We start from the raw sequence: 15815 nt of genomic DNA on the forward strand, positions 1-15815 counted from the left end.
TTCCGCCCCTCCCGCGCCTGCCCCGGATCAATCCGGCTGCTCGACCGCATACCCCTTCGCCGCCAGCGCCGCGATCACCCCTTTCGGGTCGAAGATATCCTCGATCTTCAGGACGGCGAAGGTCGAGGCATTGGCCGCAAGCGCCTTCTCGGCAGAAGCAATCCACATCGCCTCCGCCCGTACCTTCATGTTCTTGAATTCGGGCTCGGCATCGAATGCTGCGCTGTTCATCAGGGCGCCGAAGCAGGCTTCTTCGCGCGTGGCGAAGTCCAGCTTGCGCATTTCATCCATATCGCCCTTGGCCCAGGCATTGGCGCGCTGGCTGGCGGCCTCGATGTCCTGCTCCAGCGTGGCCATCGTGCGCGCCAGGCAGGCGGCGTCGCCCAGGGTCGATTTCTTGAAGTTCTTCAGCACCGTGCGCGCATTGTCCATCGGCAGCTGGAAGGTCGACGCGGTCTCCTTCAACTTCGCCTTCTTGACCAGGTCCAGCAGCGGCTTGCGCACCGCGTGGCTGTCGACCAGGCCCGCCTGCTTGCGCGCGGCGTTCGACAACACCTCCGCCGCGAAGATCGGGCGCTCGCGCTCGACGCCGTCGTTGTCCGGCAAATACTTGGCCTTGAGCGCGGTCCAGCGCGCATACTCTTCCGCCGGCATCACGTCACGCAAGCTTGCGCCATCCGGATTCTTGCGCATGCCGATGAAGCTTGGCAGCAGCGTGATCCCCCTGAAGAAACCCGGGTTGGCCGAGACGCTTGGCGCCGACAGGTATTCCTGCGAATTCCGGATGACATTTTCGACCTGCTGCGAGCGCCACTGCATGTCCTTCGGCACCGGCCCGTACATGCCGAACACCCACAATACGTGCTCGCCCTTCGACACCTTCCACATGCCCGGTCCGGGACGCTGGGCCACGACGTGGATCTGCTCCGGCGCCGGTTCGGCGGCGCTGTCGGCGACATCGACGGCAGCCTGCGCCTGGACAGCCACATCTTCCGATTGCGCCCAGGCGGGAGCGGTCAGCATGCATATGCAGAAAGCAGGTACGGCGAGTTTGCTCATGAAATGATCCGGTGATGGGAATCGCCAGATCTTACGCCAATGGCAGCGTCGGCGAAGCCGCTGTAACACGGCTGTTTCAATTACATGAACGGCGCATATCATGCATACGTCAGCCTTCCGGCGGCTCCGGCACATCTGGCCGGTCCAATAATTCCTGCGCCAGCTTCAAGCCCTTGACCATCACCGAAAACGCCTCGTGCTTGGACGCCTCGTCCGGCACGCGCAGCACGTACGACGGGTGGTAGATCGTCACCACCCAGCTGTCGCCATGGCGTATGGGCCGTCCCAGCTTGTCCTTGAGCGTCGCACTGCCCGCCTGCAGCACCGACTTGAGCGCGGTCGCGCCCATCGCCACGATGACCTTGGGCTTGCGGGTGGCGATCTCCTTCTCGAGCCAGTAGTGGCAGGCCTCGATCTCCTTCTGCGCCGGCGTCTTGTGCAGGCGCCGCTTGCCGCGCGGCTCCCACTTGAAATGCTTGACGGCGTTGGTGATGTAGACGCCCTTGCGCTCCACGCCGGCCTGCTCGAACACGCGGTCGAGCAGCTTGCCGGCCGGGCCGACGAAGGGCTGGCCGGCCAGGTCTTCCTGGTCGCCCGGCTGCTCGCCGACGAGCATGATCTGCGCGTGCTTCGGCCCCTCGCCGCCGACCGCCTGGGTCGCGTGTTCCCACAGGTCGCAGCGCCGGCACTCGTCCAGCTTCGACGGCTGCTGGCGCTCGGGCTGCGCCTGTTCGGCTTCGATCGGGATCGTGCGACCGCTGCGCCGCCCTACCGCCTCGACCTGGCCGATGCGGCGCGCGCCGAGGCCGGCCTGGCTCACCAGCGACGGCACCAGCGCGCCTTCCGGCAGGTTCTTCCAGAAGCGCGACGGGATGTGGCTGTTCATGACCTGCGTGTTCAGGCGCGCCGGGTTGAAGATGCTGCGGTAATAGGTCAGCCACAGGGCCTCGCCCGCATCGTCGAGGTCGGCCGCGCTCGACATCAGCGGGCCGGTATGGTGCAAGGTGGCGCCGTCCCACAGCACGCTGGCGTCGGGCGTGGCGATCATCCAGCTCACCTTGCCCATGCGCGCCACAAAATGTTCGGCCACCTGGGGCAGGACGTCGTGGGCGGGTTCAAACCAGGCCACGAAATGGGGCGCGCCGGCCTCGATCGGCCGTTCACGGAATCGGATGTAGGCGTGCATATCGTGTACCTCGCGCCGCACCGCCTTGACCATCACGTGCAGCCGCTGCCCGTCCGGATCGGCGGGCGATTGCACGTCGTGCTCGCCCTGTTGCCAGCGCCAGATCACCCGATACAGGAAGGCCCAGCGGTCGTGATCGCGGTAGCAGGCGGCGGTCTGCAGCATCTCCATCAGGGAGCGAGGGACATGCGGCCTTGGCGCCGTTGCATTGGAAGGCTCCTGCTCAACCGCTTGAGTCGCCAGGAGGTCGCCCCCATTATGCGCAGCAGCTTGGGAAGCCGGCGCACCCGAGAACAGGTCGGCGCCCGGCGCGCCCCAGGTCACCGCCTCGGGCGGCACGCCGGCGCGCAGCAATTCGCGCGCCACCGCGCGCCATGCGGTGAAACCGTCCACCAGCAGCGGCTGGCCCGCGCGCACGCTCGCCACCGCGGTCGCGGCGAGGGCGGCGGCGCTGGCATTGGCATCCGCGCCGGCGCTGGCGCTCATGCCGCCTGCAATTCGGGCCACAGGTTCATCTGCTGCGGCGCATCGGCCATGTGCTTGCGCAGCAGCTCGGAACTGGTCGCGCCCTGCGCCGGCTTGTAGTCGGCGGTGACGACGAAGGGCGCCAGCTTCTTGAGGCTGCAACGCAGGCGAGATAAATCTTCCCAGCGGATGCGGCGCAGGCGGCGCAGCTCGACGATGCGCTTGGCGTTGCGCAGGCCAATGCCGGGAATGCGCGGGATCAGCGACGCATCCACCCGGTTCAGGTCCATCGGGAAGTGCTCGCGATTGGCCAGGGCCCAGGCCAGCTTGGGGTCGACGTCCAGTGCCAGGTTGCCCGTTTGCGGCATCAGTTCACCAGCCGTGAAGCCGTAGCCGCGCAATAAAAAGTCTGCCTGGTACAGGCGGTGCTCGCGCAGCAGCGGCGGCGGCGCCAGCGGCACGCTGCCGGGGCTGTGCGGGATCGGGCTGAAGGCCGAGTAATACACGCGCTTGAGCTTGTAGCTGCCGTACAGCGTCTCGGCCGTGTTCAGGATGGTGTGGTCGTCGCTGGCGTCGGCGCCGACGATCATCTGCGTGCTCTGGCCAGCCGGCGCGAAGGCCGGCGCCTTCGGCTCTTCGGCTTTTTCGTCCAGTTTGCGCCGGATCGAGCCCATCGCCAGCTTGATCGTGTGGACGCTTTTTTCGGGCGCGAGGCGGGTCACGCTGTCGTGGGTCGGCAGCTCGATGTTCACCGACAGGCGGTCGGCCCAGCGGCCGGCCTCCTGGATCAGGAGCGGATCGGCGTCGGGAATGGTCTTGAGGTGGATGTAGCCGCGGAACTGGTGCACCTCGCGCAGCTGGCGCGCCACTGCCACCAGCTGCTCCATCGTGTAGTCGGCCGACTGGATGATGCCCGAGCTGAGGAACAGGCCGTCGATGTAGTTGCGCAGGTAAAAATCCTGGGTCAGCTTCACGACTTCATCGACCGCGAAGCGCGCCCGCGGCACGTTCGAGGTGCGCCGGTTGATGCAGTACTGGCAGTCGTAGATGCAGAAATTGGTGAGCAGGATCTTGAGCAGCGAGACGCAGCGGCCGTCCGGCGTATAGCTGTGGCAGATGCCCATGCCGGTGGTGGCGCCCAGGCCGTCCTTGCCTTCGGAGCCGCGCTTGGGCGCACCGCTGCTGGCGCAGGATGCGTCGTACTTGGCCGCGTCGGCCAGGATTTCGAGCTTGTCGTTGAGTTCCATCGCGCGCGCGTGACTGTATGGACATACAGTATAACGCGGCGTGCAGTCGCGCACGGTGCGCTGGCGCAGGCATGTGTGCCCGCCGACGGTTCAAATACGGGACATCAAACCGAAATCAAGCGCTCGGCCTGGGACAACTGTTGCGCTTCCATCCGGCCCGCGAGCTTCGCCAGGTAGGCGCTGGCCGCCGCCACGCCGGCGCCGCCGGCCCGGTGCAGCCAGGCATAGGCCTCGACCAGGTCGCGCTGGGCGCCCTGCCCGGTGGCATACATCACGCCGAGGTTGAACTGGGCCCGCGCATGGCCCTGGCGCGCGGCGCACAGGTACCAGAAATGGGCCGCCTCGTAGTCGCGCTCCACGCCCTTGCCGCAGTCGTAGCGCAGCCCCAGCTCGAACTGCGCCAGCGCGTGCTTCTGGTCGGCCGCCTTGTGGAACCAGTCGGTCGCCTCGGCCGGGTCGCCGGTTTCGATCCGGTCGAGCAGCGCGCCGACCATGTACTGGGCCGGCGCGTAATCCTGGCCGGCCGCACGCCGGTACCAGGCCAGCGCCTGCGCGCTGTCCTGCTCGACGCCGTTGCCGGCCTCGAAACGCAGGCCCAGGTCGAACTGGGCCCGCAGGTGGCCCTGCTCGGCCGCCTTGCGATACCACTGTGTCGCCTGGGCCGGATCCTGCTCGGCCCCGTTGCCGGCATCGAGCAACTGTCCCAGGTGGTACTGGGCCGCCGGCAGCCCCTGCTCGGCCGCGCGCCGGTACCAGGCGGCCGCCTGCGCCGCGTCGACCGCCACACCCTGTCCGTGTTCATGGCGCATGCCGAGGCTGTTCTGGGCGCCGGCATGGCCCTGGTTTGCGGCGCGCCGGTACCACGCCAGGGCCAGCGCTTCGTCGCGCGGGACGCCGTGGCCGGTGTCGTAAATGAGCGCGAGATTGAACTGCGAGCTGGCATGCCCCTGCTCGCCGGCGCGGCCGTACCACAGGATCGCCTGCCGGCTGTCCTGCTCGACGTCCTGGCCCTTGTCGTAGCGCAGGCCGAGGTTGAACTGGGCCGGCGCATGGCCCTGCTCCGCCGCCTTGCGCATCCAGGCCAGCGCTTCGCGGGCGTCGCGCGCCACGCCCTGGCCGGCCTCGTAGCGCAGCCCCAGGTTGTACTGCGAGCGCACATAGCCCTGCTCGGCGGCGCGCCGGTACCAGTGCAGCGCCGCTTCCTGGTCCTGGGCCACGCCCTTGCCGGTCTCGAACATCATGCCCAGGTTGTGCTGCGCGCCCGGCTCGCCCTGGTCCGCCGCCTGGCTGAACCAGTGCAGCGCCCGGCCCACGTCGCTGGCCACGCCATGGCCTTTCGCGTACAGCCAGCCCAGGTTGTACTGGGCCGGCGCGTAACCCTGGTCGGCCGCGCGCCCGTACCAGTGGGCCGCCTGGCCGAAGTCCTGCTCGACGCCCTGGCCCTTCTGGAACATCACGCCGAGGTTGTACTGGGCCTGCGCCAGGCCCGCCGCCGCCGCCATCCGGTACCAGGCCACCGCCAGCTCGTCGTTCTTCAGCACGCCCTGGCCGCTCACGTACATGAAGCCCAGGCTGTGCTGGGCCTGGGCCACGCCGCGCTCGGCCTGCGCTTTCACACGGAGGAATTCGGCGGAATGCGCAGCGCTGTAAGTGGGCGTGGCGCTCGATTGCAGCGGGGCGTCGAGCATGTTCGGTCAGGCCTGCACCGCGCGCAGGCTGGCGCCCGACTGGGTGCGCAGCGCGGCCATGAAGTCCTGCAGCGAAATCGGACGGTAGTACAGGTAGCCCTGCATCGTCAGGCAGCCGTTGGCGCGCAGGTAGCGCGCCTGCTCCTCGGTCTCGACGCCTTCGGCGATCAGGTTCAGGCCCAGGCCGCGCGCGATCGAGATGATCGCCAGGATCACCGGATAATGGCCGTCTTCCTGGTGGATCTCCTTGACGAAGGACTGGTCGATCTTGACGGTGTGGATCGGGAAGCGGTGCAGGTACGACAAGGACGAGTAGCCGGTGCCGAAATCGTCGATCGCGATCGACACGCCCAACTGGCACAGCTTGTTGAGCTGCTCGATCGCATACTGCGGATTGCGGATGCAGATGTTCTCGGTGATCTCGACCTCGATCTGCTGCGGCGAGATGCCGTAGCGCGCCAGCGCGCCACGCATCTTCTCGAAAAAGTCGCCGCGGTCCAGGTATTGCGGCGACAGGTTCAGCGACAGGCGGATCTCGCTGCCGCCGATCGCATTCCACTGCAGCATGTCGCGGCACAGGGCGCCGATCATCCAGTCCGAGATCGGCAGCATCAGGCCGTTCTCTTCGGCGAACGGCAGGAACTCGCCCGCCGACAGGCGGCCGCGGGTCGGGTGGTTCCAGCGCATCAGCGCTTCGGCGCCGGTGATGCGGCCGGTCATGGCGTCGATCTGCGGCTGGTAGAACATCTCCAGCTCGTCGTGCTCGAGCGCGCGGCGCAGCGCCTGCTCCAGCGCGATCTTCTGGTGCGACACTTCGAGCATCGAGTCGTGGTAGAAGCTGTGGCCGTTCTTGCCCAGCGCCTTGACCTGGTACATCGCGATGTCGGCGTGGCGCAGCAGCTCGTCGATCGATTCGCCATCCTTCGGATAGATCGCGATGCCGATCGAGGCCGAGATGTGCACCTCGTGGCCGTCCAGGTCGAACGGGTCCTGCAGCACTTCCAGGAATTTATCCGCCACCATGCGCGCGTCGTCGCGATCGCGCAGCTCGGGCAGCACGATGGTGAACTCGTCGCCGCCCTGGCGCGCCAGGGTGTCGCCCTTGCGCAGGCATTCCTTCAGGCGGCTGGCCGCCTGCTGCAGCAATTCGTCGCCCTTCACGTGGCCCAGCGTGTCGTTCACCAGCTTGAAGCGGTCCAGGTCGATGAACATCACCGCGAGCTCGGTCTGCTTGCGCTTGGCCTGGATCACGGCCAGGCCCAGGCGGTCCTTGAACAGGATGCGGTTCGGCAGGTCGGTCAGGATGTCGTGGTAGGCCTGGTAGGAGATGACCTCTTCGGCGCGCTTTCGGTCGGTGATGTCGCGCGCCACGCCATAGGTGCCGAAGAATTCGAGCTTCTTCACTTCCTGGTCCGGCACGTGCATGCCGATCGCGTTGAGCGAGATCGTCATCAGCGTGGTGTTGAAGGTGCGGTCGTGGCCATTGCCGCCGCGGCACTTCAGGCGCAGCTCGACGTTGCGCGAGGCGCGCTCGTCGACGCGGCGCTCGTTGAACACGTAGCGCGCGCGCTCCAGGTCTTCCTCGTGCACCAGGATCGAGTAGTGCTGGCCGATCAGCTCTTCGCGGGTGTAGCCGAGCAGCTGGTAGGCGCGGTCGTTGACGAAGGTGAAGCGGCCCTCGTGGTTCAGCGTATAGATGATGTCCGGCGACGAGTCCACCAGGTAGCGGTACATCTTCTCGGAGTTCTCGAGCTGGTTCGCGATGCGCGCGTTATCCAGCGTCAGGCGCCGCCGCTGCAGCGCGTTGCTCACGGTGGAGAGCAGCTCCTCGCGGCTGTAGGGCTTGCGCAGGTAGCTGTAGGCGCCGCGCTTGAGCGCGCCGATCGCGGCGTCGATGCCGATCTCGCCGCTCATCACGATGACGTCGGCGTCGATGCCCCTCTCGTTGATGAAGTCCATGATCTCGTGGCCGCCGATGTCGGGCAGGCGCAGGTCGAGCAGGACGAGGTCGAAGTGCTGACGGGACAGTTGGGCCAGGGCTTCGGTCCCCGACGGCGCGGTGACCAGGCGGTAGCCGCGTCCCTGCAGCAGTTCGTACAGCGAGGACAGCAGGCGTGGCTCGTCGTCGACCAGCAGCAGGCGTGGCTGGCTGTCGGTCTCGAGGGTCTGGGAGAAGGGAGCGGGTTCGCCGGGAAGCATGGTGGCGGTGACTGGATGCGCGTGCATGGTGAGGGTCAAGCGGAACCGAGGGCGCGCGCCGGGAGCGCAGGGGCCGCGCCGGCGCCGGACCACGCCGGCAGGAGGATTTCAAAGGAAGTGCCGGTGCTGCCGCTGCGGCAGGCGATGTGGCCGTCCAGCTGCTTGACCAGGCCATGGACGATCGACAGGCCAAGGCCGCGGTTGGCGCCGGCCTCGAGGCCGTCCTTGGCGCTCCTGACCGGAGAGAACAGGTTGGCCAGCACCTCGCGCGACAGGCCCGGGCCATTGTCGCTGACGACGAGTTCCAGGTAGACCCGGCGCTCGCGGTTCACGTGGCCGCGGTTGACGATCTCGATGCGCCCCGCCGGGCGCGAGCCCAGGGCTTCGACCGCGTTCTTGACCAGGTTGACCAGGATCTGCTTGAGCAGGTCGGGATCGCCCTCGATCGCGCCATCGCCTTCCATGCGCGCCACGACCTGGGTCGTGGCCGGCACGTAGCCGCTGCCGCGGAACAGGCGCAGCACGTCGTCCACCACCTTGGCCGCGTCGAGCGGACGCGGAGCAGCGTCCGGCGTGCGCTGGTCGGCCAGGCTGCCGATCAGCTGGCCGACGCGGTCGATCTCTTCGCTCAGGATCGACAGCTCGCCGCCCACCGGCTCCTGGCGCGCCAGCTTGCCGTCCAGGACGCTGAGGTAGTTCTTGATGATCGCCAGTGGATTGTTCACTTCGTGGATCACGCGGCGCGAGGCGTCGCGGAATTCCTCGGCCACGCTGGCCAGCTGGCGCCGCGCGTGGCCGCGCTCGAGCAGCAGGTTCTCCAGCGCCGCGGCGGCCTGCGCGCCGAAGGCCTGCATGAAACGCTCGCGGCGCTGGCAATGCGGCAGCTGCCAGCCCGGCACGCCGCCGATCAGCACGCCCAGGCAACGCGGGCCGGCGACCAGCGGCACCACCACCAGGCTGTCGGTGCCCAGCATGCGCAGCAGCTGCTCCTCGGCCAGGCCCAGCTGGTCGTGGTGGCGCGCGCGCTGCACGAAAGCCGGACGGCGTTCCAGCGCGCTGCGCGCGACCGGACCGCCTTTCGCCAGCGGCAGCGTGAACTCGGCGATGCGCTGCGCGCCGAAGGTCGGCGCGCCGGCAAGCAGCTGGCCGGTCGGGTTCTCGAGCAGCACCACGGCGCTGTCGAAATCGAACAGGATGCGCGCGGTGCGCGTCATCGCGTCCAGCAGGCTGGACTCGCCCTGCTGGCGCGCCAGGCTCTGGCCGACTTCGGACACCAGCACCATATTGCGCACTTCCTCGTTCAGGCGCTGTTGCACCGGATCGACGGGCGCTGGCGGCGCGTAGGCCGGCGGGCTCGGGATGTCGTCGGCGCCCGCCAGGTCGATGCCCAGGTGGGCGGCGGCCTGCTCGACCTGGCGCGCGGCCTTCTCCACCAGCTGGGCCGCGTCTCCGGCGTCGAGGCCGCACAGCGCGCTGGCTTCCAACACCATCGTCGCATCGTCCGCATGATGGGACAGCACGTGCGCCAGGCGCACGATGCGGATCAGGGGATGGCTGGACTCGAGCCGTTCGCTCGGTTCGTGGTGGTACAGCACCGCGTCGGCCAGGAAGGAATCGAGCTGCCAGCGCTCGATCAGCCAGGCGCCGGCCTCGGTGTGGGTGATCTGCAGGGTGCGCTGCTCGACCGCGCACAGATCGTCGTCATCGCGCGCGGTGAAGTTGAAGCCGTATTCCTTGGGCGCCGCGGCCAGCAGCGCCAGCCGGCCCACGTTGTGCAGCAGGCCGGCCAGGTAGGCTTCTTCGGGATGCGCGTAACCCAGCGCGCGCGCCACGTCGCGCGCCAGCACCGCCGCGCTGAGCGAATGCTTCCAGAACGCGCGCAGGTCGGTGCTGTTCGAATGGGGGAAGCTGTTGAAGGTCTGGAACACCGAATCGCTGATGACCAGGGTCTTGATCATGTCGGTGCCGAGCGCCACCAGCGATTGTTCGAGGTCGGCGCTGCGCGAGTGGCGGTGGTAGGCGGAGCTGTTGGCGACCGCCAGCAGCTTGCCGGTCATGCCGGCATCCTTCGCGATCAGGGCGGCAAGCTCCGGCATGCCGAGGTCGTCGGCCTGCAGATGCTCGATCAGCTTGACCAGGATCTGCGGCATGGCCGGCAGACGCGCAATCAGCAAGCGATTGCGGATGTCCTGGTCGGATTGGTGCATGTTTTCTAGCACGGCGCCACTTGTCGAAGGTTGGTTGGTGGCGTTGCCCTTGGGGGAGGCCTGCCACAACATCTAGCACTTCAGTCAATGGAACAGGCGAGTAACTTGCCCTCTGCTCCAGATGTAAAAACGCGTATCGTAGCATATATACATTTCCGATCAGGAACAATAGTTACAGTAATAACTCTTGCCGAGGGCAGGCTCTAACTGTATGGCAGAGTGAAATGAGACATATGCTTGTTGCATCGATACGACTGTTGCATAAAAAATCGTAAAATTCAGGCACAAAAAAACCCGGCGTTCGCCGGGTTCACGCTCAGGGAACGTGTTGCCCCCGCGCCCGCAATTTTCGCCGGTGGCGCCGCGCCGTGTCCCAGAACGCCAGCGAGACCAGCACGAAGAACATCTGGCCGACGGCCAGCGCCAGCACCGAGTGCGACAGCGCCGGGGCGACCGCGCCGGCCACCACCGCGCCGAGCAGGGTCGAGACGAAGGACTGGCACGAGGCCACGGTGCCGCGGATGTGCGGGAACAGGTCGAGCGCCAGCAGGGTCGCGCCGGGCGCGATCAGCGAACTGCCGAAGGTGAAGAAGAACATCGGCGCCACCGTCCACGGCAGCGCCGGCGGCAGGAAGGCGTGGTAGGTCACGTTGAAGGTCACCGCTCCCAGCATGAAGAAGTAGCCGATGCGGATCTGGCGCGCGAAGTCCATCCTGCCGGCCAGGCGGTTGGCCATCAGCGAGCCGAGGAAGATCCCGCTCACGGTCGGCACGAACAGCCAGGCGAACTGCGACGGTCCCAGGCCCAGGCTTTCGGGCAGCATGACCGGCGCCGCCGCGATGTACAGGAACAGGCCGCCGAAGTTCAGGGCGGTCACGCCGGCCTTCATGTGGAACAGGAAGGAGCTGAAGATCGCGCCATAGCTCTTGGCCAGGAAGCGCGGGTTGAACGGCTGGCGCTGTGTGCTGGGGATGGTCTCGGGCAGGTGCTTCCAGCAGAACCAGCCGAGCAGCACGGTGTAGATGCACAGCGCCAGGAAGATCGCGCGCCAGTCGAACCACAGCACGATCCAGCCGCCCACCACCGGCGCGATGGCCGGCGCGATCGAGAAGATCATGGTCACCATCGACAGCAGGCGCGCCGCCGCGGTGTCGGAATACAGGTCGCGGATGATGGCGCGTCCCACCACCACGCCGGCCCCCGCCGACACGCCCTGCATGATGCGGAACACCCACAGGTAATGCACCGAGGAGGCCGAGGCGCAGCCGAAGGTGCCGATCGCGAACACCACCAGCGCCACCAGGATCACGTTGCGGCGCCCGAAGGCGTCCGACAGCGCCCCATGCCACAGCACCATGCCGGCGAAGGCCAGCATGTACGCGGTCAGGGTCTGCTGCACCTCGAGCGGGGTGGCGCGCAGCTCGGCCTGGATCTGCGGGAAGGCCGGCAGATAGGCGTCGATCGAGAACGGCCCCAGCATCGACAGGGCCGCCAGCAGGGTCGCCAGGCCGCCGGCCGACAGCATCGCGATCTTGTGGGGAGTGGGAAGTGGAACCGGGGTGACGGGGTCCTTGGGAAGATCGGGCGGGTCGGTTGGCGGCAGCATCGTTAATCCAGTTTAGTTCTGTCCTGTTTCGGTTTTGCTCGGTGTTGCTCCCTCGCGGCGGTTGAAACCGGCCACCATGTCGAAGCGGAACAGGCGGCATTCGAGCGCGCCGTTGAAGAACGGCGTCTTGCGCGATTCCTTCAGGCGCAGCATCTTGGGCAAGCCAAGATCGGCGGTGAACAGATAAGCGGTCCAGCCGGCGAAGCGCTGCTTGAGCGTGGTGGAAAAGGCCGAGTAGAAGCCCAGCGCCATCTCGTCCTGCGGCACGGTGCTGTCGCCGCGCACGCCGATCCGCTCGCCGTACGGCGGGTTGGTGAGCAGGATGCCCGGCTGCGCGGTCGGCGCCGACACGTGCTGGGCCTCGATCTGCTTGAGCGGCACGTCGAACAGGATGCCGGCCACCTTCAGGTTATGGCGCGTCATGGCGACCATGTCGCCCGAGATGTCGGAACCGAAGATGGTCGGCTCGCTCGGCAGCGGATTGGGCTTGATCGCGGCCTTCATCGCGGCCCAGGCCTGGCGGTCGTGGTCGGCGAACTGTTCGAAGGCGAAGCGGCGGCGCGCGCCGGGCGGGATGCCCTGCACCATCTGGGCCGCCTCGACCAGGATCGTGCCCGAGCCGCACATCGGGTCGAACAGCGGCACGCCCGGCTTCCAGCCCGAGACGCGCAGCAGGCCCGCGGCCAGGTTTTCGCGCAGCGGCGCGTCGCCCGTCTCTTCGCGCCAGCCGCGCTTGAACAGCGCTTCGCCCGAGGTGTCGAGGTAGATGATGAAGTTGCGCTGGTCGAGGAAGCCGACGATGCGCATGTCCGGCTCGCGCGTGTTGACCGAGGGACGCTTGTTGTACTGGTCGCGGAAGCGGTCGCAGATCGCGTCCTTGATCTTGAGCGTGGTGAATTCGAGGCTCTTGAGCGGCGACTTGACGGCGGTGACGTCCACGCGGATCGTGTGGTCGGGGCCGAACCAGTCTTCCCAGGGCTGCTCGAGCACCAGGTCGTAGATGTCGTTTTCGTTGCTGTAGCTGCGTTGACCCATGCGCATCAGCACGCGCGAGGCGATGCGCGAATGCAGGTTGACCAGCCAGGCGTCCTGCATCGTGCCCGAGCAGTGCACGCCGCCCGGCACCTGGTTGTGCACCTTGAAGGTGGTGGAAAGCTGGGCGATCTCGCCCAGTTCTTCGGCCAGCGCCGCTTCCATGCCGCGTGGGCATGGGCAAAAATAGGAAGCCATGAGGGGAACCCTTTGTCCGTTGATGAAACTGTTCAGGAATAACGCGCCACGGCCCTTGGCCGATGACGCAAAACGCGCAACGCCCTGACGGGTCGCTGCGCGGGACTGTCTGGATACTGCTTGAAAACTGCGTCGTCAGAACGGCTTGACCGTCGCCAGGATCACGATCACCAGCAGCAGGACCACCGGCACTTCATTGAACCAGCGGAACCACGTATGGCTGCGCGTGTTGACGCCGCGCTCGAATTTCTTGAGGATCGAGCCGCAGGCATGATGGTAGCCGATCGCCAGGATCACCAGCACCAGCTTGGCGTGCAGCCAGCCGTGCTTCATGCCGATCATCATCGCCAGCCACAGGCCGAGCAGCAGCGCCGGCACCATCAGGATCGTGGTGAAGCGGTACAGGCGGCGCGCCATGCCCTGCAGGCGCTCGAGCGCGGCCGGGTTGGTTTCCTGGGCCAGGTTCACGAAGATGCGCGGCAGGTAGAACAGGCCGGCGAACCACGAGGCGATGAAGACGATGTGCAGGGCTTTGATCCAGAGGTACATGCGATTCCTTGTTGTTGTTGATTACTGACGAACTTCGCCGTGCCCGAACACGACGTACTTGAGCGACGTGAGTCCTTCCAGCCCGACGGGGCCGCGCGCGTGCAGCTTGTCGTTCGAGATGCCGATCTCGGCGCCCAGGCCGTATTCGAAGCCGTCGGCGAAGCGGGTCGAGGCGTTCACCATCACCGAGGCCGAGTCTACTTCGCGCAGGAAGCGCATGGCGCTCGTGTAGTCCTCGGTGACGATGGCCTCGGTGTGCTTCGACGAATAGGCAGTGATGTGGTCGATCGCTTCATCCATATCGGCCACCACCTTGACCGCCAGGATCGGCGCCAGGTATTCGGTGCTCCAGTCCTCTTCGCTCGCGTTGGCCAGGTGCGGATAGCCGGCCAGGATCGCACGCGACTCGGCATCGGCGCGCAGCTCGACCTCTTTGGTCGCATACAGCGCGGCCAGGCGCGGCAGCACGGTGGGGGCGATCCCGCGCGCGACCAGCAGGGTTTCCATCGTGTTGCAGGTGCCGTAGCGGTGGCATTTGGCGTTGAACGCCACCGCCAGCGCCTTCTCGACGTCGGCCTTGTCGTCGATGTAGACGTGGCAGATGCCGTCCAGGTGCTTGATCATCGGCACCGTGCTTTCCTTCATCAGGCGCGCGATCAGGCCCTTGCCGCCGCGCGGGACGATCACGTCCACGTATTCCGGCATCGTGATCAGGGCGCCGACGGCGGCGCGGTCGGTCGTGTCGACCACCTGCACGGCATCTTGCGGCAGGCCGGCGCCCGCCAGGCCCTCGGCCACGAGCTTGGCCAGCGCGCGGTTGCAGTGGATCGCTTCCGAACCGCCGCGCAGGATGGCGGCGTTGCCGCTCTTGATGCACAGGCCCGCCGCGTCGACCGTCACGTTCGGGCGCGCTTCATAGATGATGCCGATCACGCCCAGCGGCACGCGCATCTGGCCGACCTGGATGCCGCTCGGACGCACCTTCATGTTCGAGATCTCGCCGACCGGGTCGGGCAAGGTGGCGATCTGGCGCAGGCCGGCGACCATGGTGGCGATGGCGCCATCCGACAGCGCCAGGCGGTCCATCAGGGCCGGGGCCAGGCCGGCGGCCTGCGCGGCGTCCAGGTCTTTTTGATTGGCCGCGCGCAGCAACCCGGCGTCGCGCTCGATGGCGGTCGCGATCAGCTCCAGTGCGCGGTTGCGGGTGGCCGTGTCGGCGCGCGCCATGGCGCGCGAGGCGATCCTGGCCTGGCGGCCAAGTTGGTGCATGTGTGCGGTGATGTCCATCGTATTCCCGTTGCGTTATCGATCAGGCGCGCCGAGCGATGCACATCCGTATCGAAAGCGGCTGTCTTAGCGCGCCACCTTCAACGCCAGCTGCAGCATCGCATCCCACGCATCGCCCGCGAACCCCTTCGCGCGCAAGCCCTTGACCATGCGGTCGACCTGCGCCGCGTCCTGCAGCGCCGCCTCGAGCGTGCCCAGCGACACGCGGCGCAGCGCCGGCTCCATCATCCGCTCGCGCGGCCCCCAGATCCGGTATTCCTTCAGCAGCGCGCCCAGCGGGCGTCCCTGCGACATGCCGGTCTTTAATTTTAGCAGCGTGCGGATCTCTTCGGACACCGCCCACAGCACCAGCGGCAGCGCCTCGCCCTCGCCCTTCAATCCTTCGAGCATGCGCGCCAGGCGCGCCGGGTCGCCGCCCAGCATCGCCTCGGACAGCTTGAACACGTCGTAGCGCGCCACGTTCAGCACCGCGTCGTGCACCTGCTCGAAACTGAGCTTGCCCGGTTCGTACAGCAGCCCCAGCTTCTGGATTTCCTGGTGCGCCGCCAGCAGGTTGCCCTCGACCCGGTCGGCGATGAAGTCCAGGCTCTGGCGTTCGGCGCTCTGGCCCTGGCTCGACAGCCGCTGGCCAATCCAGCCCGGCAGGTGGGCGCGTTCGACGTTCGGGATCTCGATATAGACCGCCGACTGCTGCAGCGCCGTCACCCATGACGACTTGGCGGTCTGCCAGTCCAGCTTCGGCAGCGTGATCAGGGTGAGGTTGTCGGGGCTGAGGTCTTTCGCGTAGCTCTGCAGCGCGGCGCTGCCGTCCTTGCCGGGCTTGCCGGTCGGGATGCGCAGCTCGATCAGCTTCTTGTCGCCGAACAGCGACAGCGCCTGGTTGGCGGCCAGCAGCTCGCCCCACTTGAAGCTGCGCTCGACCGTGAGCACGTCGCGCTCGGTATACCCTTGCGCGCGCGCCGTCTTGCGGATCCGGTCGGCCGCTTCCAGCGCGAGCAGATGCTCGTCGCTGGTGATCACGTACAAGGGCGCCAAGCCCTTGCTCAGATGGCCGTCGAGCGCCTCGAGCCGCAACTGCATCGGTACTGGTTT

The 15815-nt window shown here is 67.1% G+C and carries 11 protein-coding genes; all 11 read right to left on the reverse strand.

Features of this window, described 5'->3' with window-relative positions; all coding sequences use genetic code 11:
• Positions 1–27: 27 nt before the first annotated feature.
• A complete protein-coding gene (locus KY496_RS16390) occupies positions 28–1023 on the reverse strand; it encodes a TraB/GumN family protein (RefSeq protein ID WP_229520295.1) in 996 nt (331 codons plus the stop codon).
• 145 nt (positions 1024–1168) lie between these two features.
• On the reverse strand, positions 1169–2731 hold the full coding sequence (locus KY496_RS16395) for a UdgX family uracil-DNA binding protein (RefSeq protein ID WP_219865128.1): 1563 nt from the start codon (positions 2729–2731) through the stop codon (positions 1169–1171).
• Positions 2728–3957, reverse strand: coding sequence for a putative DNA modification/repair radical SAM protein (locus KY496_RS16400; protein ID WP_005664860.1), 1230 nt, complete (start codon positions 3955–3957; stop codon positions 2728–2730). Before KY496_RS16400 ends, KY496_RS16395 begins: the two co-directional genes overlap by 4 nt.
• Before the next feature lie 104 nt (positions 3958–4061).
• Complete coding sequence (locus KY496_RS16405) at positions 4062–5645, reverse strand: tetratricopeptide repeat protein (protein WP_184239887.1); 1584 nt, start codon at positions 5643–5645, stop codon at positions 4062–4064.
• A gap of 6 nt (positions 5646–5651) precedes the next feature.
• The gene (locus tag KY496_RS16410) at positions 5652–7844 is read right to left on the reverse strand and encodes an EAL domain-containing protein (RefSeq protein WP_071363730.1); all 2193 of its coding nucleotides are present in this window, start codon (positions 7842–7844) and stop codon (positions 5652–5654) included.
• Between the two features lie 35 nt (positions 7845–7879).
• Positions 7880–10051 carry an HDOD domain-containing protein gene (locus KY496_RS16415; RefSeq protein WP_219861586.1) on the reverse strand — a complete coding sequence of 724 codons (2172 nt, stop codon included), beginning with the start codon at positions 10049–10051 and terminating at the stop codon, positions 7880–7882.
• Positions 10052–10367: 316 nt separating this feature from the next.
• Positions 10368–11657 (reverse strand): multidrug effflux MFS transporter, encoded by a 1290-nt coding sequence (locus tag KY496_RS16420; protein ID WP_005664847.1) that lies wholly within the window; start codon positions 11655–11657, stop codon positions 10368–10370.
• Between the two features lie 12 nt (positions 11658–11669).
• Positions 11670–12887 (reverse strand): class I SAM-dependent RNA methyltransferase, encoded by a 1218-nt coding sequence (locus KY496_RS16425; RefSeq protein ID WP_005664845.1) that lies wholly within the window; start codon positions 12885–12887, stop codon positions 11670–11672.
• A 135-nt stretch (positions 12888–13022) separates the two neighbouring features.
• Entirely contained in the window at positions 13023–13436 is a 414-nt protein-coding gene (locus KY496_RS16430) for a CopD family protein (RefSeq protein ID WP_071361206.1), read from the reverse strand.
• A gap of 21 nt (positions 13437–13457) precedes the next feature.
• Complete coding sequence (locus KY496_RS16435) at positions 13458–14723, reverse strand: glutamate-5-semialdehyde dehydrogenase (RefSeq protein ID WP_005664842.1); 1266 nt, start codon at positions 14721–14723, stop codon at positions 13458–13460.
• A gap of 66 nt (positions 14724–14789) precedes the next feature.
• Positions 14790–15803: a DNA polymerase III subunit delta gene (holA, locus tag KY496_RS16440; RefSeq protein ID WP_005664841.1), complete on the reverse strand. Its 1014-nt coding sequence runs from the start codon at positions 15801–15803 to the stop codon at positions 14790–14792.
• Positions 15804–15815: the final 12 nt, after the last annotated feature.

This window comes from Massilia sp. NP310, assembly GCF_019443485.1.
In the GTDB taxonomy this organism is placed as follows: Bacteria; Pseudomonadota; Gammaproteobacteria; order Burkholderiales; family Burkholderiaceae_D; genus Telluria; species Telluria timonae.